The organism is Flavihumibacter petaseus NBRC 106054 (genome assembly GCF_000974785.1).
Classification (GTDB): domain Bacteria; phylum Bacteroidota; class Bacteroidia; order Chitinophagales; family Chitinophagaceae; genus Flavihumibacter; species Flavihumibacter petaseus.
This window is the reverse complement of the sequence record NZ_BBWV01000004.1, coordinates 570,900-593,953: the sequence shown is the minus strand read 5'-3', so window position 1 is coordinate 593,953 and position 23,054 is coordinate 570,900. Positions and strand designations below refer to the sequence as shown.

The following is a 23,054-nucleotide window of genomic DNA, read 5'->3' as shown; positions in this document are numbered from 1 at the left end:
CTTCAGGCATTAAGCTTTGCACTCAGTTGAACCAGGTGAATCTCTTCTGCTACCTCGCGTTGCGGCGTGCCATTTTTTTTGGTCCATTTAACCAGGCGGATATATCCATCCGCGATTTCGATCCCGGTGATATTGCCATCCTCAAAACAGCAGCATCCGGCATTGAAATAGCTGGGCTTCATGCTGCGGAACTGCGGGCCAATATGGTTGTATTCCCGTTTCCGGCGTGGGATCTCCTGAAGGATCTTCTCTGCTGTAGTGTTGTCTCCGTGGTCTTTCGCTTCTTCCAGCTGGAGGTATAGCCTTTCAAGATGGGTGAGGGAGTTGAACACCGGCTGGTGTGTGTGCCCGGTAATCAGAACCAGGTTTTTCTGTTTCTCACTCCATTGATACATGAACTGGTTGTGCAGCGTCTTGTTGTTGTCGTTGCAGGAAGGTGAATTGGTATTGATTTCCAGGAAAGTCTGCGCAGGTCCCCATACATAACTCACAAACCATTTACTGAAGGCATTGCCGTCACTTTGAGCATCACCCTGGTGACCGTGGGTACAGAAGAAATCGATTTCTCCATCGGGCAGCTGGGCGCGGAGGATTGCACCCATATGTGCTTTTTGCGGCCGGTTATACAATACTTTGAGTACGGCTGGTGCCAGGGGATCGTTTCCCCAATACAGGTCGTGGTTGCCGACGAGCTTCACAAACGCACGGCGGTCGGCGAAGGCGCGTTCCGCAGCAAACGTCTTTTTATTGAAGCGGATCACATTGGGCAGGATGTTTTCCCAGAGTTCCTCGCTGTCGCCAAGATTCAGGTAATAGAAGTTCTGTGTGTTGTAATAGGCCAGGGCCGCGAGATAATTTTCTTCGCAGACAGCGAAATCATCTGCACCATCCCTGGTGCCTTTGTGGAGGTCGCTGAAAATGATTACCGGGTGTTCGTCGGGCCGGAAGGCGAACAGTGGACCTTTTTTACCGGGTTCATCTGCGATACTGTTGTACAGCTCGCTGAGTGCTTTATCGACATTAACCTGTTGGGGGGAGGAGGAGACGCGGTCAGCCAGCCAGGTGACCGGTCTGCGGAGGAAAAATTTCATAATTGACCGGAACACTTCGAAAAACGCCAGTAAAATTTTTCGCATATGGAAAGGTACCGGGTAATTGGGAGAGCGGTAAAATATTTTGACAATACTAAATTAGTTAGTAAGTTTATGCTAAATAAATTGGTTACCAAAACGGGGCCGCATGGAAAGGGAAACATTATTACTGGACAGGTTACTGCAGGAAAGAGCACTGGTGGAATATAAGCTGGTGCTGAACCTGAGTCGGGAAATCAGGCTGCAGCTGGATGAAGAAAAGGCATATGGGCTGACCACATATGGCAAGGCAATTCAATGGTTTACGCAGCCAATGATCACGGTTGCCGGATTTTGTGCCCGGCGCGATATGGAGGAAACGCTGTTGCGCTGGATGCACAGGATCTGTGCGCAGGTAGAGCGGTTTGAGTTGACTTGTAACAATTATGGCAGTCTGCCCGGATATCCATTGTTTATCCGGTTGGCGGATGATGGTCCCGTTCGTCGGCTTGGAGAGCAATTCCGGTCGCTTGACGGCTGGCTGAGAAGTAACGGAACAGGTGGTGTGACCGTGCCAGCGCCAAGGTTGCAACTTGTTCATTCAATGGAAGACAGCCGGTCACTGGAAGTGCTCCTGGATTATTCAGCCAGAACATTCGCCAGCAGGGGGTTGGTAGAGGAAGTGCTGCTGGTTGGTCAGGGACAACAAATTGTCAGCCGTCTCCCCTTGGCGATGCGATTGAATTTCATTAATGAGTAAAAACAAAAAATATGTCAGCAACCACCTTATTGCGTAAAGCGCTGATGCCTGTTGACCGGTTGGATCCTGTTTTGTGGGAGTACCAGCTGGTGGTTTCAATGCCTGAAAGTATCAAGGACAGGGTGAGAAAGCTCCGGCAGCATTTTGCCGTTGACTATAATTTGCCGGCGCCATCAAATGAAGTGATGATGCCGCTATTAAGGTTCCGGCAACATATCGGAATGGAGGATAAGGTAGTCCGCCAGTTACGCCAGACGGTTTCCGCATGGCGGCCAGCGGCTATTCATATAAAGAATTTTGCGGCCCAGCCAACCCATGCCATTTACCTGCCGGTGACCTGCGCGCAGCATTTACAACCGCTCGTTCGGGATCTGAAACAGGTACAGCATGTATTGCGGCCTGACCGTGACCATCAGCCTTTCTTTACAGCAGAACATAAAATATTGCTGGCGTCGAAACTACCGCCTGAAAAATATACCGCTGCATGGGCAACTTACAGCCGCAAACATTTTACTGCACAGTTCATGGCGGATGCCTGCCTGCTCCTGAAGCGCAGGAACGGCGATCGCTATTGGCAGATCGTTCAAAGGATGGAATGGAAAGATCTGCCTATTGGTGCAATGCAAACAAGTTTATTCGGATAGTATGCAAGGGGTAAAAGGAAGAGGTGCGCAGATCAATACGTCCAATCGGTTTGACAAACTTCAATACGATTGGGAGATTCCGGAAGCGGAGATACCAACGCAATTCCAGGAACAGGAAGCAAAAAGCCTGGTGAACAAGGTGGATAGTCCCGATGTGGGCATGTTTTACAGTATGAACCCTTATCAGGGTTGTGAACATGGTTGCATTTACTGTTATGCCCGTAATTCGCATGAATATTGGGGTTACAGTGCAGGTTTGGATTTTGAGCGTAAGATCATCGTGAAAAGGAATGCGCCGGAGTTGTTGCGCAAGTTTCTGTTGAAACCGAATTGGGAATGCGTCCCGATCTCTATCAGCGGCAACACGGATTGCTACCAGCCGGGGGAACAGAAGTTTCGCCTGACCCGGCGGTTGCTGGAGGTTTGCCATTCCTTCAACCAGCCTGTTGGCATTATTACCAAGAATGCGCTGGTGCTCCGGGATATGGATATTCTTGCTGCGATGGCGGAGAAGAAGCTGGCCTCAGTTTTCGTCACAATTACTTCTCTGACGGAATCCACCCGCAGGGTAATGGAGCCGCGAACTACTACTGCCGCGCAACGCCTGAGAACAATACGTGAATTAAGTGCTGCGGGGGTTAATACAGGTGTGATGATCGGACCCGTAATTCCCGGACTGACGGATCATGAATTGCCAGCCATACTGGAGGCGGCGGCGGAGGCCGGCGCACGTGGTGCAGCCTATACCTTTATCCGGTTGAATGGGGCGGTCAAGATTCTTTTCCATGACTGGCTATACAAGAATTTTCCTGACCGTGCAGATAAGGTCTGGCATGGCATTGAAGATGGCCATGGTGGTCAGGTCAATGACAGCCGGTGGGGAACGCGGATGAAGGGCGAAGGCGTTTTGGCGGAAATGGTCAATCAGCAGTTCAAAAAGTTCCGGCAGCTCTATGGCCTGACCGGCGAAAGGTGGGAACATGATACTTCATTGTTTGCAACTCCGGGCCAGCAACTGAAAATGTTTTAGCAGTAACTTTAGCGAAAGCGATTTATGCCGCGTTTTCATATTGATCCTGATATTGCCCGGGCGCAAACTATCTCCACAAGTTTTTATACTGACCCGGCAAATTTTGAACTGGCGAAGGAAAAGATATTTGCCCATTCGTGGTTATATATCGGTCATGCTGATCTGGTGAAGGAACCCGGTGATTGTTTTCCGTTTGTCCTTTTGGAGGGCTACCTGGATGAACCGCTATTGCTGACGAAAGATAAGGCAGGTAAGATTCACCTGCTTTCCAATGTTTGTACGCATCGGGGGAACCTCCTGGCATATGAGCCCTGTCGGGTAAATCAGTTGCGGTGCAAGTACCATGGACGTATCTTCGGACTGGATGGTCAATTTCAGTCGATGCCGGAGTTTAAGGAAGTGCTGGACTTTCCGACAGCAGCAGATAACCTGCATTCATTGCCCTTATTCCAATGGGGAAAATTGTTGTTTACCTGTCTCGATCCGTTGCAGGATCCGAAGGCGTATTTTGGTGATATGATGCAACGCGTTGGATGGTTGCCGCTCGATAGGATGGAAGTGCGGGAAGACCAGGTGCAACATTTTGAAGTGAAGGCCAACTGGGCGTTGTATTGTGAAAATTACCTGGAAGGATTTCATATCCCTTTTGTGCATGCCGGGTTAAATGCTGTATTGGATTTCGGATCCTACACAACGGAATTGTTCCGTTTTTCGAATTTACAGTTGGGCATAGGCAAGAAGGGAGACAATTGCTTTGAATTGCCATCAGACAGCGTTGATTTTGGCAAGGAAGTAGCGGCATATTATTTCTGGACATTTCCCAATATGATGTTTAATTTCTATCCCTGGGGCCTGTCACTGAATCTGGTATTGCCGCTGGATGCGGGTCGGTGTAAAGTGACCTTTATTCCTTTTGTTTATGATGAAAGCAAGCGGGAAAAAGGAGCGGGCAGTGGATTGGATGCGGTGGAACTGGAAGATGAAGAAGTGGTGCAGTACGTGCAAAAGGGCATCCGTTCCCGCTTTTATTCCCACGGCCGATATAGTGTGCGGCATGAAAAGGGGACACATCATTTTCATGGGCTTCTCGCTGAGCGGATGGGTTGAGAAAGTAGCTGGAACTTTACGGCTTTCGAATTGTTGTTCTCCCAAGATATTTGCTATGGTAGTTTATTTCGCGCAAAGCAAAGTCAATGCTTGCATTTAAGGCGCTGCGCGCCTTTTTATTTCACGCCAAGGCACCAAGGTGCAAAAAGTATTAGTAATTGAATACGCGATAAATGCATTGTATCAAATTTCTATTTTAAAGATATTTTGAAAGGGCTTTTCTACTTCCAACGCCGCTGCCCGCCACCTATACATTATTGTTCTTCTAAAAATTTCTTTTTGCGCCTTTGCACCTTCGCGTGCTTTGCGTGAAACAGGCGTCGCGCGAAGCGCGCACGCACCATCGTTGCGGGCTTTTCTTCAAAGGAAATGGCGCCTGACATTGTCAGACGCCAAAAAATAACTTTGACAGGGAATCAGAGTTTGAAGCCGATCCTCGCAAAGAACCTAAGCCCGTTGCCGCCCATTTGCACAGCGTCCCAGGGGCCACCGGTTTCGTTATTGAAAGCCCAGCTTTTTGCACCGGGAGCAAAGCCGAGGTCCGGGTGAACATTAAAAATATTGTCTGCTCCGAGGTAGAGCGTGAATTTTTTATCCAAGTGGATAGTGCCATAGATATCGGTAGTCATCTTGGGGTTGTAGACGTACTGATCCTTCACCGGAGAGCCATCTGCATCGGAGGGCACATATGCGTAAAGATCTCCCCTGTTGAAGGGCGGTGTAAAGTCGTCGGCAGTTCCATCTCCATAGCCGAGTATTGTCGTTTTGCCAAAATAGGTTAGCCGCAAACCAAGGCCAAAGCGTTCCCAATTGTGTTCAAACGTAAACCCGAATTTGAAATTCGGTGCAGAAGCGAGGATGAATTTCTGTTCGCGTTCTGTAAGGAAGGTCGCACGCAGATCTGCTGTGCCGCTCAGTTTTTCCGGGACATTGATGTCATCGATGGTCATATCCTGGATATTGCCGGTCAGCAATGCGCGGACAGACCGGTTGGGTTTATAGGTTTTGTTGTATTCCAGTACAAGATCTATACCCTTGTTGGTTGTGTTCACGGCATTAGCGAAGAATTGTGCGAGCGATACGTGCAATCTTTCCATTTCTTCGATCAGTATGGGATCGAGTCCTTCATCCTCAGCACTGAATTGTCCGCTTAACACGACCCGGTCTTTTACTTTCACCCAATATCCATCAACAGTCAGGCTGAGGCCGTTGGTGATCTTGGTAGTGAATCCCAGGCTGGCGTTCTGTGATTTTTCCTGTACGAGTTCAGGAATGCCGGCTGCTCTTGTGATCTCACTATAGTTCGGGGCGATCTTAACTTCCTTGATTTCTGTACCCTGTACGGTCGTAAAGGTGGAGGAGAAGTTGATCTGCTGAAGGGAAGGCGCCCGGAAGCCGGTACTATAGGAGCCACGGATGTTAAAGTTGTTGGTGATCTTGTATCGGGTGGCAATCTTCCAGTTAAAGGTTGAACCGAAATCGCTGTAGTTCTCAAATCGCGTGGCCAATCCGACAAGCCATTTTTTTGTAATATCCAGCTCACCATCGGCGTAAACGCCCACAACTGTTCTTTTGGCATTGATCTCATCCGATGGTTGGTATCCAGGGAAACCCTGTGCACCTCCGGCTTTCTCACCGGTGGCATCATAGTTCTTATAAGAGCCCTCTTCGCCTGCGATGATTTTGTACCGTTCTGTGCGAAGTTCCGCGCCGAAGCTCAGGTTTAGTCCCTCCAGCACCGTATTGTAAGTGCGGTTGATTCCGGCATTCACCGTATTCTGGGTGAATTTGAAGCCGCCATCGTCAAAGCTGGTGGGCACTGGTCCGATGGAAGCGTTGAAGGTGCGTGCACCGTAAAAATGAAAATCATTATTGCCGAGTGTATTGCTCAGGTCCCAGTCCCATTGTCCGATTTTTCCCCTGAAGCCTGTGGCAACAGAGAAATCATTGATCTTGGTCTGGATATGAGGGTTGTAGTAGATCTCTCCGTCACTGGTTTTCTGCATAATGCCAGGTACTTCAATCAGTTCACCGGAGGCGTCTGTCGGAAAGCGGTCGGGTCGGGCTGACCAGTTACGGGTAAAGGCGTAGGCGTCTGAAAACTTATGATTGTATCCACCAAACGCGTAGAAACTTGTTGTGGTTTTAGCAATCGGAATTTCTGTGTTGAGGAAGATGCCGCCGGCATCGAGGGAGCCATCGCCATGTGCGCGCCGGTAGATGTTAGTTGGCAGGTAGTCTTTGCTGTTCTCGTCGGTGGATAATGCTTGCCGGTAGGTTTTGCCGGAGCTGATGAAGTTGCCGGATAAATTCATGAAGCCGCCATTCTTACCGATATTAAAACCATAATTCAGGTTGGCAGTTAGGGCGTTACCGTCAAGTTTATTGCCATAAACATACTGGCCAAGTTCGGGTTTGGTAGCGGGATTGTATTTGTGGTCGAGATAGCCGGACCAGCCGATATTTCCGGTAAGTTCACCCGTGTTTTTTTTCAACACGAGGTTGATGACGCCGGCGATTGCGTCAGATCCATATTGGGCGGAAGCGCCATCGCGCAGGATTTCAACCCGGTCAATTGCAGCCATGGGCAATGCACTGAGGTCTGTGCCGGAATTGCCCCTGCCCCTGGTGCCGAATACGGCAACAAACGCTGTCTGGTGACGGCGTTTTCCGTTGACGAGCACGAGTGTTTGATCGGGTCCCAGTCCCCGGAGCGTTGCCAAATCAATATGATCGGCGCCATCACTGCCACTTTGTTTGTTGTAGTTAAAGGAGGGAGCTGAATAATTCATGATGGAGGTAAGATCCATCCGCGCGGTTGGCAGGGCTACCTGTCCCACATTGACAATGTCAACAGGCACAGGTGTTTCGATTTTAACCCTGCCGGGGCGGCGGGTGCCGACCAGCACTACACCGCCCAGGTCAGTAATGTTGGGTTCCAGTGCCAGGGAAATGCTGGATTCGGAACCGATAGTAACTGCCTGGCTGGTATAGCCAATCATGGTGATATCGAAAATATCTCCTGGTTTAGCAGAAAGTGAGAATTGTCCCACGTCATTGGTGATCGTTCCATTGCGGGTACCCCGTACTTTGACAGAGACGCCTTGCAGGGGGGATTTGGATTGCTGGTCGGTAATGGTTCCCGTTATGACCGATTGTGCAAACAGGCAAAAAGCCTGCAACAGGCCGAAGGCCGTAAGCAGTAGTTTGGTATGTCTCATGCGAATTGGGTGTTTGTCTGAATTTAATAAAAACAATCCTATTTTCGACAGCTAATCATATGGAAACAATTACATCAGGTATAGCCCAATTATGGGAAGAAACTTTCGGAAAACAGCCGCTATCGATCAGTAAATTGCCGCAGAGCGGAAGTGACCGGTTGTACTTCCGGGTTTTTGGAGAAGGGGAGAAAACGGCGATTGCAACCTACAACAATCATCTCAGGGAAAATGCCACGTTTTTGAGCTTTACCCGTTCCTTGCTGACACAAGATTGTCCGGTTCCACGGATCCTGGCAGTGAATGAAACAGGCGATACTTATCTGCAAACTGATTTTGGGGATATCAGCCTGCTCAATATTTTGGAAAAGGAAGGGTATTCTGATCATGTATTTAATCTTTTCAAACAGAGTTTGTCGCGCCTGGCACAATTGCAGATTGAAGGGGATTCGTCGATTGACTATTCTCAATGTCTCACGGCGTTTGAGTTCGGAAAGCAGGCGATATTGAGCGATCTTTTGTATTTCAAGTATTATTTCCTTGACACGCTGAAGTTTCCGTACGACAAGCAGGCGTTGCTGGACGATTTTGATGCGCTGAGCACTTACCTGACCAGAACGGAGAACAAATATTTTATGTTCCGGGATTTTCAAAGCCGGAATATCATGGTGGAACAGGATAATGTCCATTTCATCGATTACCAGGGTGGCATGAAGGGCGCGTTGCAGTATGATGTAGCCAGTCTGTTGTGGCAGGCACGGGCAGATCTGCCTGCAGAATGGAAAGACAGGTTGCTGGAATACTATATAGAAGAAGCGAGCCGGTTCCTGCCCAATCCGCTGGATGCGGCATTGTTTACGGCCCAGTATAATGGATATGTGCTGATCCGCCTGTTACAGGTTTTGGGGGCATACGGATTCCGTGGTTTTTTTCAGCGGAAAGCACAGTTCCTGACAAGTATTCCGCTGGCTTTACGTAACCTGCAACAGTTCACCGGACATAGCAGGATGGGTATCTCAGTGCCAGAGTTTGACCGATGCCTTCAGTTTTGTGCGAGTGCGGAAGTGATCAACCGGTTTGAGCCGTTGCGGGCGGGTCCTGATTCGCCACTGGTCGTGAGTATCCAGAGTTTTAGTTACAAGAAGGGATTGCCGGGTGATGATTCCGGTAATGGTGGTGGATTTGTGTTCGACTGCAGGGGAATATTGAATCCGGGGCGAATTGAGACTTTTAAAATACAAACCGGCAGGGATAAGGCCGTTCAGGATTACCTGGAACAGCAGACCAGCATGCCCGATTATCTGAACAGTGTTTTCGATATTGTAGACATAACGGTGTCGGATTATATTAAGCGGGGATTCAGCAGCCTGCAGGTGAACTTTGGCTGTACGGGGGGACAGCACCGGAGTGTATATGCTGCAGATGCATTGGCAAGGCACCTGCGGAATAAATTTGGGGTAAAGGTGCAGGTGAAGCATCGCGAACAGGTATTCAACGACTAAAGATTATTATGAAGGCAATGATATTTGCAGCCGGATTGGGTACTCGTTTTAAACCGTGGACGGATACGCGGCCGAAGGCGCTGGCGCCGGTAAATGGCAAATCGCTTTTGCAGCGGAATGTGGAATATTTCCAGCGGTATGGCATTACTGAGGTGGTAGTGAACGTACACCATTTTGCCGGCCAGATTGAGACTGCGATTCAGCAGGCGGATGGATGGGGGTCACATATCATGATCAGTGATGAGCGGGAAGAAGTGCTGGAAACCGGTGGTGGATTACTAAAAGCGCGCCCTTACCTGGAAGGGCAGGCGCCGTTTGTGTCGATCAATGCGGATATACTGACCGACCTGGATCTGAACCGGCTGCTGGCATATCATCGTCAGCAGGAGGCGCTGATCAGCTTTGGGGTTACGGCCAGAAAGACTTCCCGGTATTTTTTGTTTGATGAGGATAACCGGTTGTGCGGGTGGACCAATACACAAACAGGGGAGCGGCGTATCAGTATTGATAAGCCTGACCTGCGCCCGTTGGCGTATAGTTGCGTGGTGGCATATAACAGCGAAGTGTTTGACCTGATCCGGCAACGTGGTAAGTTTTCATTGGTAGACGTTTATCTCGGCCTGGCGCGTGACCACCGGATCATGGGATTTGATCATAGTGGAGATCGCCTGGTAGACGTAGGTAAACCGGAAAGCATTGGTGTTGCTGAATCTCTGTTCCCCTGAACCTGAAACAATTATACCGCTGGTGCCAGCAGGTAATCCGGAACACGATCTTTCAGTTGCTCGTCCTCATCGGATGTTTTGAGCCAGGTAAATGCATCATCAAGAAGCTGGATCATTTTCAGAAAGCAGGTGAGCAGGTGAACTGTCTCTACTGATTCATCAAGAGCGTGATTGGCCATAACGGCGGTGCGCCAGGAATCTAATATCCTCTTCCATTCGCTGAGAGTGATTTCACCGAAAAAATCCTCAAAGGATAAACTCTCGGGAGCGTCATTTGCGATGGCTAGCCAGGCGGCTTCAACCAGTAATTCAAGGCGGTTAAAGTAATCAAGGCAGGCAGCGTGCCCTTCCTCCAGCTGGTTGCCCTCCTGAATGGCGATCAGGCTGTATTCGCGCCATTTTTCCTGGAGGTGCGGCAGGGGAGCCAGTTCAAATACATGTTCAATGGCAGGGCGCGGATCTGCGAGCAGCGCGTTGTCATCGGTAAACAGTGCAATCCTGTTGAGGAACTGCTGCTCTGGTGAATAGCGGGGAACAGCCATGGGATCTAGTTTAACGGTTAATTGTAATTGAATCCCAAAAGTAACAATTCCCTTTTGAAAAACTAAAAATATTAGCAAATAATCCCCGTGAAAACCCCCAGATTTTAGTTGTCGGATTTGCGGCGGACGAAGTAGCCGCTACGTCTTATTTGTTTGGCTTTTTAGATTTTCCCGGAGGGGATTTCCTGCTGCTCTTCGAAATTTTTGCTGATTTTTTCCCGGCTTTTTTACTGGCAGCGGGCGGATTGTTTATATCCTCCATCAATGGAAAATGCGGAATAAAATCACATAACGAGCGGTTGAATATATAAGCCAGCCTCTGGACGTGATTTATATTGTATTTGTCCTTTGACTTCTTGGATTCAATATTTCCTATGAAACTGGGATCAAGACCCATCTCTATGCCTAACGCTGTCTGCGACATATTCATCTCATGTCGGAAAGCCCGTGCTTTGTCAATGATGAAAACATCGAGAGCCGTCAAATTAGGATGGTAACCCGCTGGCATCGGATCGCAAGGAATAAAATCTATTGAATTTGATTACCTAGTTATGACTGTGTATTTGTATATTAGCAATATACTTACGGCACGGGGCCTCGCTGCTTCTACCCCTTGCTGAGAATTGCTAACCGCCTCTTACGGGGCAAAGGAATGCCTATGGAAGCAGCATACTCACTGGACGACTGGTTCAAGTTGTATCAGCAGGGATTACTCCAGGATTTTACGTCATTTTTTAAAGCCTGTTATTCGCCTTTGGTCAGGTATGCGAACAGGTTGTTGCATGATGCCCACAAAGTTGGTGAGCTCGTGGAAGAAGTGATTCTGCGGGTATGGGAATACCGTGACCGGTGGTGCAGCTTAGGCGGTTTTAAAAGCTTATTATATACCGCTTTGCGGAATGCATGCTTTAATGCAATTCAGCATTCACGCCGCCTGGAGCGCCGCCATGCCTCCTGGCTTGGGCATCAGCAGGTGGCAGTGGAGGCCTGTGTTCATCAGCGTTTCGTGCAACAGGAATCGCTAAGGGAGATCTTCCATCTGGCAAAGGATCTGCCGGTTCAGTCCCGGCTCATTTTCCATCTGTATTACCAGGAAGGATTGTCACATGGTCAGATCGCGGCGCAACTCCTGCTAACGCAGAGTACAATACGCAACCAGAAAGCGCGTGCATTAAAAATTTTACGATTAAGGTTAAAAAAGGTGAAAAAACTATAGACAACAACAACTCATTTTCTGTTATTGTGATGATCCTTCACTCAGATCACCGATTGATTTTATTAAGCTTATGATTTTCGCTTAGTCATGTCATTTAGTTACACCTATATAACAATTTACCTGCTCAAAACGCAGTGGGCCAAGAAGCCCAAGAACCCCGTTTGAGTTGAGATAGAGTTCAGTGGTTGCGCAGCGGATTGTTGGTTATTTCTCATGTGTCTATCCGTTTGCGCAACCCTGCTCTGAATTATGCCAACATAAATATTTTCCAAAACTAGCTGCATGAAAAGGATATTTCTTGCAATTGGCATCCTTTTGTCCATTGCTGATGGTTATGGGCAGACCCGGCCAAAAATAAAAGCACTAAGGCCTGGCGACAGGGTTCCTGAAATTGTTTTTTCTCCCCTTAATCAGTCCGGAAAGAAGTCAATTAAACTTTCATCGCTGAAGGGCAAAGTGGTGATTCTGGATTTCTGGGCCAGCTATTGTGCCTCCTGTATTACGTTTTTCAAACACTCTGCTGATCTGCAGGATGCTTTTGAAAAAGACGTTCAGATCATTACAGTTATTCCTTCCAATGTAAATGACAATGAGGCCCGGATCCGGAAAGTCATCAAGAACTGGGAGTCCTATCACCAGGAAAAGTTCACCTTGCCCGTTGTTTTGCAGGATAAACAGAGTGCTCAATATTTTCCGTGGTCCAGTTTTCCGCATTTTGTATGGATAGACAGGAATGGTGTGTTTCGTGGCATCAGCAAGGAACAGGGAATTGACGAAAGGGCGATGAAGTGGGCGGTTGCCGATGCCTACGACTCAATGAAACTGGCAGCTTCTTCGATCGACTTTCCCGTCAATACTCCCTGGATAGAATTGCTGGACCCGGCGCAACAAAACGATCTGCGTATCCGGACCGCGCTATTTGATGCACTACCCGGAATGCTTACCAATTGGGGTTTTTCATATGACAGCGTGGGTCATCGGACGGGACTTCGGATCAACAATTTAAACTGTATTGCTTTTTACCAGGCAGTGTGCCCTGAACTCCGTTCTATGCCCGACAACCGATTCCGTTTTCCAACGGATAAGAAAGAAGCGGTGTATTGTTTTGAGGCAGTTCACCGACCACTCCCGGAGGCTGTTCAACAACAATGGTTGAAAAATCAGTTTGATTTTTATTTTGGTTTGCAGACCAGTCTTGTAGATACGCTGGTGGATTGCTGGGTGCTGACCACCAACGGAACAACAGTTTATCCCTCTGTCTATAAAGAAGAGTATACAAATCTGTATGAAAGGGGTGTCGGCAAATATGCGCTGAGACATGCAGATCCCTCATTACTGATGAGTTACCTCAATGATGTGTCAACAGTTCCGGTTCAGGATGAGTCAGGCGTAGATTTTCCCATCGATCTCGAGATCCCTGCTGTGACACCCATGGAAGAAATTTCCATGGCGCTGGAGAAATACGGACTCCGCCTTAGCCGGGTGCGACGAAACATTCAGCTTTTCATTGGTCGGCCTGTTGGCCAGTTACACTAAAACACTATGCTTATGAGACAAAATTATTTACTTATTATTTTATTCCTTCCGTTAGCGATGGCTGTTACGGCACAGGAGAAATCAGATGGTATTAAATACCAGACTGTAACGATAAGGGACGCTGAAAATCAGGCAGCACTCCCTTCTGTATCCATTTTTCAATACCGCACAAAAAAATACTACCAGACGGATAGTGCGGGAAAGGCAGCGCTGGAATGGGGTGCTTTACCAGATACCATCAGGCTATCCCATTTGTCTTATGGAGAACAGTTGTTAGTGGTGAAGCAGGCTGCTGACCTGTCCTCCACCCTTTATATGAGGCGACAGGATAAGGCGCTCGATGAAGTGGTTGTGTCGACGGGAATTGAGAAGCTGCCAAAAGAAAGGGCGACCGGTGCTTTCAGCTTTGTTGACAATAAACTGATCAACAGGAGTGTGAGCACGAATATTCTTGACCGGCTGGAGAATAATGTGCCAGGGTTGGTGATGAACAAAGGCGCAGCGGCAAATCCTGATCCTATTACCATCCGGGGCAGGAATACATTTTTCGGCAATGCAGCACCCCTTATTGTGCTCGACAATTTTCCTTACGATGGCGATCTTTCCAATATCAATCCCAATGATATTGAGTCGATAACTGTTTTAAAGGATGCTGCAGCTGCTTCCATTTGGGGCGCGCGTTCAGCAAATGGGGTGATTGTGCTGACTACCAAAAAGGGAAAGAGCGTTATGCCCGTTGTAGGCGTTACCGCGAACATGAGTTATGAGAAGAGACCTGATCTTTATGCAGTAAGCCAGATTACACCGGCAGACTATGTCGATCTAGAGAAATACCTGTTCGAGAACAATCATTATTTTTTTGACGAGTTTACCGATCAGTACAATTACGGTCACAATCCTTTAACCCCTGTTGTAGAGACTCTGATAGCCAAACGTGATGGTCTTATTGATCCGGCTGATGCGGATGCAATGATTGAGCGATATAAAGAGTATGATGTCCGGAAAGATTTGGAAAACTTCAGTTACCAGTCCCTTATCAACCAGCAATACGCGGTAAATGTCAGTGGAAGTAATAATCAACTCAACTATTACGCTTCATTTGGATTCGATAACAACCGGACCACATCGGTAGGAACAGATTATCAGCGATTCACGATCCGGACAAACCTGGATTACCGGGTTAGTGAAAAATTAAAGCTGGAGACTTCAATTGCATTCCTGAATACGGCTGATAAATCAGCCAATAATGTTGGGTCCAGTTATTATTCTGTCGCTTCGAAAAATTATTATCCTTATGCGCGCTTTGTAGATGATAATAGTAATCCGGTTCCCGTAAATATGAATTACCGGGAGAGGTTTATCAAACAAGCGGAAGAGAATGGGTTGTTGAATTGGGAATATAACCCTATTAATGAATTGGCATCCAATGAGAATAAGACAGTTACCAACGACTTTCTCGTGAACCTGGGTGGCACGTATAACCTTCTTCCGGGCCTTCAGGCGATTGTACGTTATCAATACGAACGCCAGGTGAAGACCAACTCAGACTGGCATAAGGAGAATTCATTTTATGCACGGAACTATGTAAATAACTTTTCTGAAATTGATGCAGCCGGAAAGGTTGTGCATAATGTGCCGGAAGGCGGTATTGTCAACCGCAATGAAGGTTCCATGGTGGCGCACCAAGGACGCATACAATTGACCTATCAACGATTTTTGGGCAAGGATCACCAGTTTAATTTCTTGGCGGGCTGGGACATAAGGACAGCAACGAATATTGGATCCGTCAGCAAGATTTACGGCTATCAGCCAGAAACGGGACTGGCAGACGGGTTTATCAACTATGCAACGCTTTATCCCCAATATAGTTATCCTGCCTGGCAGCGATTCATAGAAAATTCAGTTGGCATCAGCCGAAAGGACGACCGGTCCCTTGCCTATTATTTGAATGCAAGTTATCGGTTTAAGGGGCGATATATTCTGACAGGAAGCGCCAGAAGAGATGAGGCAAATATTTTCGGTGCGCAAGCCAATCTGAAGGGAACGCCGCTATGGTCAGCCGGGGCAGCATGGGTGCTGAACGAGGAGCCATTCTTTACTGTGAATTGGATGGAAGGATTGAAGTTACGGGCAACCTATGGTGTTAATGGTAATATATCGAGAATGGCAAATTCCCTGCCAACCGGAATTTTTCTGCCCGCATATACCATTAGTACAATGAGCTTGCTCCTGACTTCACCGCCCAATGAATACCTGAGTTGGGAAAAGGTGAAAACTATAAACTTTGGGCTTGATTTTTCAATTTTAGGGAAGCGGCTGTGGGGTAGCATTGACTGGTATGATAAAAGTTCTGATAACTTAATTGGAAAGGCTCCCGTTGATCCCACACTCGGTCAGGCTACGCTCTCCGGTGGTAATTATTTTATGGGAAATGTCGCGGGTATCCGTACCCGGGGATTTGATGTTGAGGTCAATTCACTCAATGTAAATGGCGCAGTAAAATGGTTTTCGACATTGATTTGGGGCGTATCCAGGGTAAAGGTGACTGACTATAAGATGCCATTAAATAACCAGGGATATCAATTTGTAAATGATCCAACGCTAATCAACCCGGTGCCTGGCCGGCCGGTATTTTCCCTCTACAGTTTTCCCTGGGCTGGTTTGAATCCCGAAAATGGAGATCCAAGGGGTTATTGGGAGGGCAAACCAAGTTCAGACTACAGCCAGCTGTTTTACAATACGATTTTGGACAGCATGGTGTACAACGGACCGGCCCAGCCTGTAGGGTCTGGTGCATTGCGTAATACTTTTACCTGGAAACGCCTTTCGTTGTCCTTTACCATAAGTTATAAATACGGATATTTTTTCCGCAAAGCATCTTTAGCCTATAGTAGCCTCTATTCGAATTGGTCGGGGCATGGAGAGTACGCCCAACGCTGGCAACAACCTGGCGACGAATTGGTAACAAATGTTCCCTCGCGAGTTTACCCGATTGTTGGGCCAAGGGATGCGTTTTATCAGGGCGCGACAGTTAATGTGCTTAAGGCGGATAATATCCGTTTCGAGGATATTAATCTGGGATATGATGTACCCATGTCCACCAGCAACAAAATTTTGACTTCTGCCCGTGTATTTACATATGTCAATAATATCGGAGTCCTGTGGCTGGCCAACAGGCAAGGGATAGATCCCTATTACAATAATGGTAATCGCGCCCGTACAAGATATTCGTTAGGTGTTAACCTTCAATTCAAATAGTTATGGAAAAACATCCAGTTATTATTACTATCGTTAGTTGCATGATGTTTTTTTCCTGCAACAAGGATAAATTTTTGTCAGCGAAGCCGGACAGCTTCCTGGTAGTGCCTTCCACTTTGGAAGATTGCGAAAGAATACTCGATGATGACAGGACGATGAATGGTGAAAATGGGAAAGGCCTTTACCCATCAGTACATTGGATACAATCTGATGAGGTTGTTTTAGATGACGTTTTAATGCCGTACCTGACGGTGGATGATCTGGCTCAATATTCTTTTGAAAAAGACCCCTTTGTTACCGGTACTTGCAAAGATTGGGACACCCCTTACAGGATTGTATTCTATTCGAATATGGTTCTGGATCTGCTAAAAAAAATTACACCTGCGCCGATGGATCAGGAAAAGTACGACGCTATAAAGGGCAATGCTTTGTTTCACCGGGCTTTTATGTACTACGCCTTATTGCAGGTATTTGCCAAGCCATTCGAACAGTCTTCCGCCACTGATGACCCCGGAATAGTTTTGCGTGTAAGTAGTGATATAAATGAAAAGATTGGTAGGGTTACAGTAAACGAATGCTATCAATTGATAGCTTCTGATTTAGGCCTTGCGTTAAAACTACTACCAGTAGTTCCTGAATTCAAAACGAGGGGGTCTAAGACGGCAGTTTATGCGCTATTAGCCCGGATGAATTTGAGTATGCGGAATTATCAAATGGCGGGAAAGTATGCGGACAGTTCGTTGCTGCTTAATGGTGATCTTATTGACTTTAATTCAGTCACCGGAATGACCAGATTTAATGATGAAGTGGTATTTCATTCTATCCTTTCCTGGAGTATTTTTCGGAGTGCCGGGATTAATCCGGAACTAAAGGATCTGTATCTTGATGGTGATTTGCGTATAGGATCATTATGGTTTGATGAAAGTGAACGCGGTACCTTGTTTAAAGGTGGTTATAGTGGCAGTGCCTCTAGTTTCGCCGGACTAGCAAATGATGAAGTTTACCTCATCAGGGCTGAGTGTAGAGTCAGGTCGGGTAATATAGAGGGCGCATTGGAGGACTTGAACACACTATTATTTAAGCGATATCAAGTGGGCAAGTTTAGTGGTATTAGTGAGGCAGACCCTGTTAAGTTGCTTGACATTATACTTCAGGAGAGAAGGAAGGAACTTGTTTATCGTGGAACCAGAAGCGAGGATATCAGGAGACTAAATCTGGAAGGCAGAGGCATTTCCGTTAGCCACTACGTGAATGGGGTGTCGAAGGTGTTGCCACCAAATTCCCTACTCTCTATCTACCCTATACCGCAATCTGTCATTGGTTTTCATCCCGATATGATTCAGAACGAAAGGTGATGACCGTTGGTTTTAGTGGACAGCATAATAAGCAAAAAGCAGCCGCCTATTTGGACGGCTGCTTTTCCCATTAAAGTGATCTTGTGTAAGTCAATATCAGATCGCCTGCGGGTTGGTACTGAACTGGATTGCTGTTAGGTACAATTGCATAGTTGGTCCATTCCTGGGAACAGTTTTTTGCATCCCCGGCGGGACAACTGAAATTGGTGGTTTGCGGGATTCCGGTCGGAAGCATTAATGCAGTCCCTGCAGAATTGTACTGGAAAAAGTAATGGACGAAATCTCTGTTTTTGGGAGCTGCCGGCTTAGTGAAGGCGGCTGCAGATACAGCGAGGATCACTGCTGCGAGAGCAATAGCGGAATTTTTCATTTGTAAGTACACTTTTGTAATCTCAAAAAGTGCGAAAAACTTGTTTGAATTGAGATATGCTTACTCTGTTGCGGGTTTTCGGCTTCCCCCGTTGATCGCGCAATCAATATGTTTTTTGCCCTTGAAGCCTGTATCCCAGGGCTGCAATGACAAGTAAAATGCAGTTGACAATGAGGTGGTTTCTCCAGGTCAGGTCGCGGAAAATGCCGCCACAACTGCAGGGTAGCTCATGGCGGGAGGCTAAAAGGTAGCCGATATAAAGCGTGAAGGTGATCATCAGGGCTAACGAGGAAAGCATTCCCAATGACCTGGTAGCGCGAATACACAAAAGAAGCGCTACCAGGATTTCTACTGCTGGCAATGCATAAATCATCCAGTTGGCAGTATGCTTCAACAACGGGGAACCCGATAAGGCCCAGCGAAATGTTTCTATGTCCATCCATTTGCTGGAAGCAGTGTAAACGAAAAGGAATACGAACAGACCACTGATCAATTGATACATTGTTTCCTTTTTCATAAAAGTTAATTTGATGTTATGTATTGCCTTTTATCGCTTCCATAGCAGTCAGATTAAAGCTGTCCTCGATATGTGTGTATGCGTAGGTAGCGATCGCGGTAGCACCCAGTTTTTTCTTTTCCATTGAGGCAGTGAATCCGAGGCGGATGTTCTTTGCTCCTAGTGTCACCGCCCGCTGGATCGCATGGTAGAGGGTCTGCCGGTAGATATTGAATTCCCCATTGTGGGTATAGTCGATACCGATAATTGTGGGTATATAGTCCGTTTCCGTCCGATAGCTGAATAATACCGCCACAGGGCCATGGGTTACTTCGGGCAGACTGAGCTCAAGAATATCCCAGCGATCGTCTGCAGCCAACTGGTGAAAAAGGTTTTCAGGAAGGGCAAAGGTGTTCAGCTCCAGTCCGCGCTCTTTGACATTGAGGTATAAACTGTACCACTCGGCAATGCGACTTTTGCCTGGCTGGCCCGTTATGACCTCCACCTGGAATTCGTTCTTCTGTTTGAGCACGGAAGTCCGCAGTTGGTTTCTTGATTTTGAAGGCAGGGATTTCAGATAGGCCTCAGGACTGGAGAAATTGACCGGGACAATATGCGTATCGGGCATGGTTACGCGGAAAAATCCGTTTTCCACCAGGAGGTCATCCACTTCCTGGTGAATGCCATGGAAATCTCTCAGTACAATATTCTCTGCCTGGCGCTCTTCCTGTAGGGTATAGGTATTGCGAATCAACAGAAGCATTCCCTCTTTCCATTGTTCGTGCACGAAATCAATGAACAGATGCTGTCCTTCCGTCAACAGGGAACCCGTACTGAGTACCCTGCTCGTCAGGAAATAAGGGTCAGCTTCCCGTTCCTTTTCCACGCTCCTGGAAACCAGCAGGGGTGATAACATGTCGTCTTTCCAGAGGGTGGTGGTGTAGAAAGTGGCAAGGATGACTTTATCGCTTTCATCACGGATCACGATGTAATCGAATTCCCATTTTTCTTCCGGGGCTGCATTGTTGCTGAACGCCCTTTCCAGGAGAATCAATGCACGGGAATTAAAGGCTCCTTTGCTTTCAAATATCCCATCCCATTCAGTAGCATTCAGTGCTGCGATGGTTTTGGCCTGCTGTACTTTAAGGCTGGTCAGCGGTTTTTTGGACGGAGAGGAAGTATTGGTGGTAGGGCTGCCGGCCGGGTATTTTTCCGGTTTAGGGCCCGGGACCAGGTTTGTCCCATCGGGGGTGTGCGGAACGGCGGACTTAAATGCCTTGTAGATCTCTTCCATAGAAACGCCTTCTTCCTGCATGGCTCCGGCAAGTTCTTTGGCCATGGTAGCGATCATGGCTTCAATCTGCGGGTAGCTGTGCAACCGGGTGATCGTAAACCGGAGGCCGGTATTCTTCAGCGATACGGTAGGGAATATGGCCAGGTTCACATAGTAGCCCTGCTTCAGCATTCGTTCCACCATATTGTACCCCAGTTTGGGAGCAGAAAGTCCGACAAAGAATACTGCCGCGCCGGCTACCGAAAAAACAGGCAACTGGTACTTTTCCAGCATGCACCGGGTAAAGTGCAGTTTGTCCTGCAGCGTTGCCTGCATCTGGTAGATCTCCGGAGTAAGGTGGATTTTTGCAGCAGCAACAGCAGCACCCAAACCGGAAGGCTGCATTGGGCCGGAGCTAAGTAGCGGACCGCCACAAGTCCTCAATTTCCGGGCTGCTTCTTTTTCCGGAAACACAAGAACTCCTCCGCCCGCAGCAAACGCCTTATTCAGTGATGTCGCCAGCACCATTTTCGGATGCATATGGCGCATATTCAACACAAAACCTTTACCATTCCGACCATGAATACTCATGCCATGAGCATCGTCGGCATAAAAATGAAAACATTCATACCGGTCCATCAGGTCATAGATGGCATCGATCGGACAGGCATCGCCATACATGCTGTAAATGCCATCCGCCATATACCAGATCTTCCGGTATTTGCTCCGGAGCTCAAGAATCCGCTGCTCCAGCAGGTCGATCCGGTTGTGCCGGATTACTTCTGTGTATACACCACGCGCTTTCACCAATTGAACCGCCGTCTGCACGCAATTGTGCAACTGGTGATCCATGATGACGGCGTCACCGTCACTGACCATGATCGGCACATTGGCAATATGGCCCAGCGTAGTGGTGGGCGTGATCACGCAATGGGCTTCAAAAACAGTATCCAGCAAATGTTCCAGTTCCTTATAGAGCCGGATGGAAACATAAGCCCGTGATTCGGAGAATTGTGTGCCATACCGGTCGATCGCCTGCTTGGCACCCTCCCGGAGGCGGTCGTCGAACTCCAGCCCCAGGTAGCTGCAGGAACCGAAATTCAGCACCTGCCGGTCCTTCAGCCGGATCGCATTATTTTCAAAGACTTCATCTTCAGTATACAGATGCAGGATTCCCTTTCTGACACCGAAACTGACCAGCTGGTCCACCGTGTCCGTAAATGAATGGTGTTTGCTCATAAGATTTAGATGGACACCAAACTTGAGAAAAAAGTGGACTGAAAAACCGGTAGAAAACCATGAAAAAATCTGGTTCGGCATCCGTAAAGTACGTAGGTGAAAACCCGGTATTTTTCCCGTTTCCGATTTGCCGTATCCGAAAATCCTACTTTTGTTTTTCTGCCTTTAACCACCAGCGATGTATGCAATTTCATGGTGACGATATCGACTTGTTCCTGCAACAGCAAATTCTTCATGTGCGCTACCGGAAGGGATTGAAAATTGACCTCCCCACCGCACAGAAAATGGTCGCAGCCAGGCTCTCCTTTACCGGTTCACGCTGCTATCCCGTCTGCCTGCACGCCCAGGGTGTTCGCGCCATCAACCGCGAAGCACGACAGTACCTCTCCTCTCCGGATGGCATCCGTGGCCTGACCGCTGTCGCCATCGTCACCAGCTCACCTTTTCAGGCCATGATGGGCAATATCCTCCGCCGCGTTCATCGTGTACACATTCCTGTCCGGCTATTCTCTCAGCCTAAGTCTGCCGAAAAGTGGCTGCTGTCCCTCTCCTCCAACAATACAGCCTATGCCTTCCCGCATTGACCTCATCGCTGAACAGATCGCCGCCTATGCAACCGGCAGCTTCGACAAACGCCTCCAGCCATCAGGCAGGGAAGATGAGATCGATGCGATCATCAGCGGTATCAATATGCTTGGAGAAGAACTGAAAGCGGTCACCATTTCAAGGGACTTTTTCAACTCCATTTTCCATTCGGTTTCTGACATGGTTTTTCTGATCGACGGAAGAGGAATTATTCACAAGGCCAACCGGGCAGTTTCCGAACAGCTGCAGCTGCCGGAAGAAAAAGTCACAGGTATTTCCATCAACCAACTGAATGCCTCAGCCGGCAATTCTCTTTTCCCTTTAATCCGAAAGCAACTGAAACAGTCGTATATCCGGGAGGGACAGGAAGTACTCCTGTCCGATGGCAGGCAGCAGTTGACTGTCCTCCTCAATGCGGCCTATTTTCTGCCCGCCGGCGCCAAAAGAAAACTGATTCTCGTAACCGCAAGAAACATTACTGAAAAAGTTGCGGCAGAAAAGGCGATACTCCGCGCCATTATCGACACCCAGGAAGCAGAACGCCGCAGGCTCGCGCAGGACCTGCACGATAGTCTCGGTCAGCAACTCAGCGCGATCCGGTTCTTTATTGCAAGTACTGAAAGAGAAACACCTTCCGGCCGACAAAAAAAAATTCTCAAAAGATCCAGTAAAGCCCTTTCCGCTATCATGACCGACATGCGCAATATCTGCTTTGATCTCATGCCGAAAACACTGGAAGAGTTTGGCCTGCTTAAAGCGATACGCGAATTCTGTAATCCTTCCCGTTTTCATAATCAGATGAAATTCAGGATCAGCCCCACCCGGCAATGGCCCCGCTTTGACCGCGCATTGGAAATTGATCTCTATCGCCTCGTCCAGGAGTTTGTGAGCAATTCTATCCGCCACGGTGCAGCAACTATAGTGCACATCAGGTTGGAAACAGGTAAAGGCGGAATCACTCTGGTCTTGCAAAATAATGGTGAAGAATTTACACCAGGCCAGCCTCAGAAAGGCATGGGCCTCCAAAACATGAATTTTCGGGTCAGATCGCACCGCGGAACAATTCGATTCACCTCCTTCGCCGGAGAAGGCGTGACCTGTCGCATTCACCTTCCCAACCAGATTTAA

At 47.9% G+C, this 23,054-nt stretch carries 18 protein-coding genes; 12 read left to right on the top strand and 6 right to left on the bottom strand.

What is annotated here, in order from left to right; genetic code table 11:
* Positions 1-2: 2 nt before the first annotated feature.
* Positions 3-1,091: a metallophosphoesterase gene (locus FPE01S_RS22000; protein ID WP_052956104.1), complete on the bottom strand. Its 1,089-nt coding sequence runs from the start codon at positions 1,089-1,091 to the stop codon at positions 3-5.
* Positions 1,092-1,239: 148 nt separating this feature from the next.
* Here FPE01S_RS22000 and FPE01S_RS21995 point away from each other — a divergent pair, with 148 nt between their 5' ends.
* The 4 genes from FPE01S_RS21995 to FPE01S_RS21980 are packed head-to-tail and all read left to right on the top strand — an operon-like array spanning position 1,240 to position 4,611.
* Positions 1,240-1,830 carry a hypothetical protein gene (locus FPE01S_RS21995; RefSeq protein ID WP_046371207.1) on the top strand — a complete coding sequence of 197 codons (591 nt, stop codon included), beginning with the start codon at positions 1,240-1,242 and terminating at the stop codon, positions 1,828-1,830.
* 11 nt (positions 1,831-1,841) lie between these two features.
* On the top strand, positions 1,842-2,474 hold the full coding sequence (locus tag FPE01S_RS21990) for a 2'-5' RNA ligase family protein (RefSeq protein WP_046371206.1): 633 nt from the start codon (positions 1,842-1,844) through the stop codon (positions 2,472-2,474).
* A 1-nt stretch (position 2,475) separates the two neighbouring features.
* Positions 2,476-3,504 carry a PA0069 family radical SAM protein gene (locus FPE01S_RS21985; RefSeq protein WP_046371205.1) on the top strand — a complete coding sequence of 343 codons (1,029 nt, stop codon included), beginning with the start codon at positions 2,476-2,478 and terminating at the stop codon, positions 3,502-3,504.
* Between the two features lie 24 nt (positions 3,505-3,528).
* Positions 3,529-4,611 (top strand): aromatic ring-hydroxylating oxygenase subunit alpha, encoded by a 1,083-nt coding sequence (locus tag FPE01S_RS21980; protein WP_046371204.1) that lies wholly within the window; start codon positions 3,529-3,531, stop codon positions 4,609-4,611.
* A gap of 416 nt (positions 4,612-5,027) precedes the next feature.
* On the opposite strand, the gene FPE01S_RS21975 is transcribed toward FPE01S_RS21980, so the two are convergent.
* Positions 5,028-7,832: a TonB-dependent receptor gene (locus tag FPE01S_RS21975; protein WP_046371203.1), complete on the bottom strand. Its 2,805-nt coding sequence runs from the start codon at positions 7,830-7,832 to the stop codon at positions 5,028-5,030.
* A 59-nt stretch (positions 7,833-7,891) separates the two neighbouring features.
* Between FPE01S_RS21975 and FPE01S_RS21970 the strand changes: the two genes are divergently transcribed.
* Complete coding sequence (locus FPE01S_RS21970; protein ID WP_046371202.1) at positions 7,892-9,331, top strand: RapZ C-terminal domain-containing protein; 1,440 nt, start codon at positions 7,892-7,894, stop codon at positions 9,329-9,331.
* An 8-nt stretch (positions 9,332-9,339) separates the two neighbouring features.
* Positions 9,340-10,056 (top strand): nucleotidyltransferase family protein, encoded by a 717-nt coding sequence (locus tag FPE01S_RS21965; protein WP_046371201.1) that lies wholly within the window; start codon positions 9,340-9,342, stop codon positions 10,054-10,056.
* 11 nt (positions 10,057-10,067) lie between these two features.
* Here FPE01S_RS21965 and FPE01S_RS21960 read toward each other — a convergent pair whose 3' ends face one another.
* Together FPE01S_RS21960 and FPE01S_RS25220 are read right to left on the bottom strand one after the other, a co-directional pair.
* Positions 10,068-10,598, bottom strand: a complete 531-nt coding sequence (locus FPE01S_RS21960; RefSeq protein WP_046371200.1) for a hypothetical protein — start codon at positions 10,596-10,598, stop codon at positions 10,068-10,070.
* 145 nt (positions 10,599-10,743) lie between these two features.
* Entirely contained in the window at positions 10,744-11,106 is a 363-nt protein-coding gene (locus tag FPE01S_RS25220; RefSeq protein ID WP_052956094.1) for a helix-turn-helix transcriptional regulator, read from the bottom strand.
* A 150-nt stretch (positions 11,107-11,256) separates the two neighbouring features.
* Between FPE01S_RS25220 and FPE01S_RS21950 the strand changes: the two genes are divergently transcribed.
* From FPE01S_RS21950 to FPE01S_RS21935, 4 genes are all read left to right on the top strand, one after another.
* Complete coding sequence (locus FPE01S_RS21950) at positions 11,257-11,814, top strand: sigma-70 family RNA polymerase sigma factor (protein WP_046371199.1); 558 nt, start codon at positions 11,257-11,259, stop codon at positions 11,812-11,814.
* A 282-nt stretch (positions 11,815-12,096) separates the two neighbouring features.
* Positions 12,097-13,350 carry a TlpA family protein disulfide reductase gene (locus FPE01S_RS21945; protein WP_046371198.1) on the top strand — a complete coding sequence of 418 codons (1,254 nt, stop codon included), beginning with the start codon at positions 12,097-12,099 and terminating at the stop codon, positions 13,348-13,350.
* A gap of 12 nt (positions 13,351-13,362) precedes the next feature.
* Entirely contained in the window at positions 13,363-16,608 is a 3,246-nt protein-coding gene (locus tag FPE01S_RS21940; protein ID WP_169749209.1) for a SusC/RagA family TonB-linked outer membrane protein, read from the top strand.
* 2 nt (positions 16,609-16,610) lie between these two features.
* Positions 16,611-17,963 carry a RagB/SusD family nutrient uptake outer membrane protein gene (locus FPE01S_RS21935; protein WP_046371196.1) on the top strand — a complete coding sequence of 451 codons (1,353 nt, stop codon included), beginning with the start codon at positions 16,611-16,613 and terminating at the stop codon, positions 17,961-17,963.
* A 473-nt stretch (positions 17,964-18,436) separates the two neighbouring features.
* Here FPE01S_RS21935 and FPE01S_RS21925 read toward each other — a convergent pair whose 3' ends face one another.
* Both FPE01S_RS21925 and FPE01S_RS25215 read right to left on the bottom strand, forming a co-directional pair.
* On the bottom strand, positions 18,437-18,850 hold the full coding sequence (locus FPE01S_RS21925) for a MauE/DoxX family redox-associated membrane protein (RefSeq protein WP_046371194.1): 414 nt from the start codon (positions 18,848-18,850) through the stop codon (positions 18,437-18,439).
* A 16-nt stretch (positions 18,851-18,866) separates the two neighbouring features.
* A complete protein-coding gene (locus FPE01S_RS25215) occupies positions 18,867-21,341 on the bottom strand; it encodes an aminotransferase class I/II-fold pyridoxal phosphate-dependent enzyme (RefSeq protein WP_052956093.1) in 2,475 nt (824 codons plus the stop codon).
* 182 nt (positions 21,342-21,523) lie between these two features.
* Here FPE01S_RS25215 and FPE01S_RS21910 point away from each other — a divergent pair, with 182 nt between their 5' ends.
* Together FPE01S_RS21910 and FPE01S_RS21905 are read left to right on the top strand one after the other, a co-directional pair.
* Positions 21,524-21,925, top strand: a complete 402-nt coding sequence (locus FPE01S_RS21910; protein ID WP_083990400.1) for a DUF7793 family protein — start codon at positions 21,524-21,526, stop codon at positions 21,923-21,925.
* Positions 21,909-23,054, top strand: a complete 1,146-nt coding sequence (locus FPE01S_RS21905; protein WP_046371191.1) for a PAS domain-containing sensor histidine kinase — start codon at positions 21,909-21,911, stop codon at positions 23,052-23,054. The genes FPE01S_RS21910 and FPE01S_RS21905 overlap by 17 nt, the downstream gene beginning before the upstream one ends.

Bases quoted from the DNA above. Each gene is read 5' to 3' on its own strand.
- FPE01S_RS21975 (WP_046371203.1), bottom strand. From the start codon at position 7,832: ATGAGACATACCAAACTACTGCTTACGGCCTTCGGCCTGTTGCAGGCT.
- FPE01S_RS25220 (WP_052956094.1), bottom strand. From the start codon at position 11,106: ATGCCAGCGGGTTACCATCCTAATTTGACGGCTCTCGATGTTTTCATC.
- FPE01S_RS21985 (WP_046371205.1), top strand. From the start codon at position 2,476: ATGCAAGGGGTAAAAGGAAGAGGTGCGCAGATCAATACGTCCAATCGG.
- FPE01S_RS21995 (WP_046371207.1), top strand. From the start codon at position 1,240: ATGGAAAGGGAAACATTATTACTGGACAGGTTACTGCAGGAAAGAGCA.
- FPE01S_RS25215 (WP_052956093.1), bottom strand. From the start codon at position 21,341: ATGAGCAAACACCATTCATTTACGGACACGGTGGACCAGCTGGTCAGT.
- FPE01S_RS21925 (WP_046371194.1), bottom strand. From the start codon at position 18,850: ATGAAAAAGGAAACAATGTATCAATTGATCAGTGGTCTGTTCGTATTC.
- FPE01S_RS21940 (WP_169749209.1), top strand. From the start codon at position 13,363: ATGAGACAAAATTATTTACTTATTATTTTATTCCTTCCGTTAGCGATG.
- FPE01S_RS22000 (WP_052956104.1), bottom strand. From the start codon at position 1,091: ATGAAATTTTTCCTCCGCAGACCGGTCACCTGGCTGGCTGACCGCGTC.
- FPE01S_RS21965 (WP_046371201.1), top strand. From the start codon at position 9,340: ATGAAGGCAATGATATTTGCAGCCGGATTGGGTACTCGTTTTAAACCG.
- FPE01S_RS21970 (WP_046371202.1), top strand. From the start codon at position 7,892: ATGGAAACAATTACATCAGGTATAGCCCAATTATGGGAAGAAACTTTC.
- FPE01S_RS21910 (WP_083990400.1), top strand. From the start codon at position 21,524: ATGCAATTTCATGGTGACGATATCGACTTGTTCCTGCAACAGCAAATT.
- FPE01S_RS21980 (WP_046371204.1), top strand. From the start codon at position 3,529: ATGCCGCGTTTTCATATTGATCCTGATATTGCCCGGGCGCAAACTATC.
- FPE01S_RS21945 (WP_046371198.1), top strand. From the start codon at position 12,097: ATGAAAAGGATATTTCTTGCAATTGGCATCCTTTTGTCCATTGCTGAT.
- FPE01S_RS21950 (WP_046371199.1), top strand. From the start codon at position 11,257: ATGGAAGCAGCATACTCACTGGACGACTGGTTCAAGTTGTATCAGCAG.
- FPE01S_RS21990 (WP_046371206.1), top strand. From the start codon at position 1,842: ATGTCAGCAACCACCTTATTGCGTAAAGCGCTGATGCCTGTTGACCGG.
- FPE01S_RS21905 (WP_046371191.1), top strand. From the start codon at position 21,909: ATGCCTTCCCGCATTGACCTCATCGCTGAACAGATCGCCGCCTATGCA.
- FPE01S_RS21935 (WP_046371196.1), top strand. From the start codon at position 16,611: ATGGAAAAACATCCAGTTATTATTACTATCGTTAGTTGCATGATGTTT.
- FPE01S_RS21960 (WP_046371200.1), bottom strand. From the start codon at position 10,598: ATGGCTGTTCCCCGCTATTCACCAGAGCAGCAGTTCCTCAACAGGATT.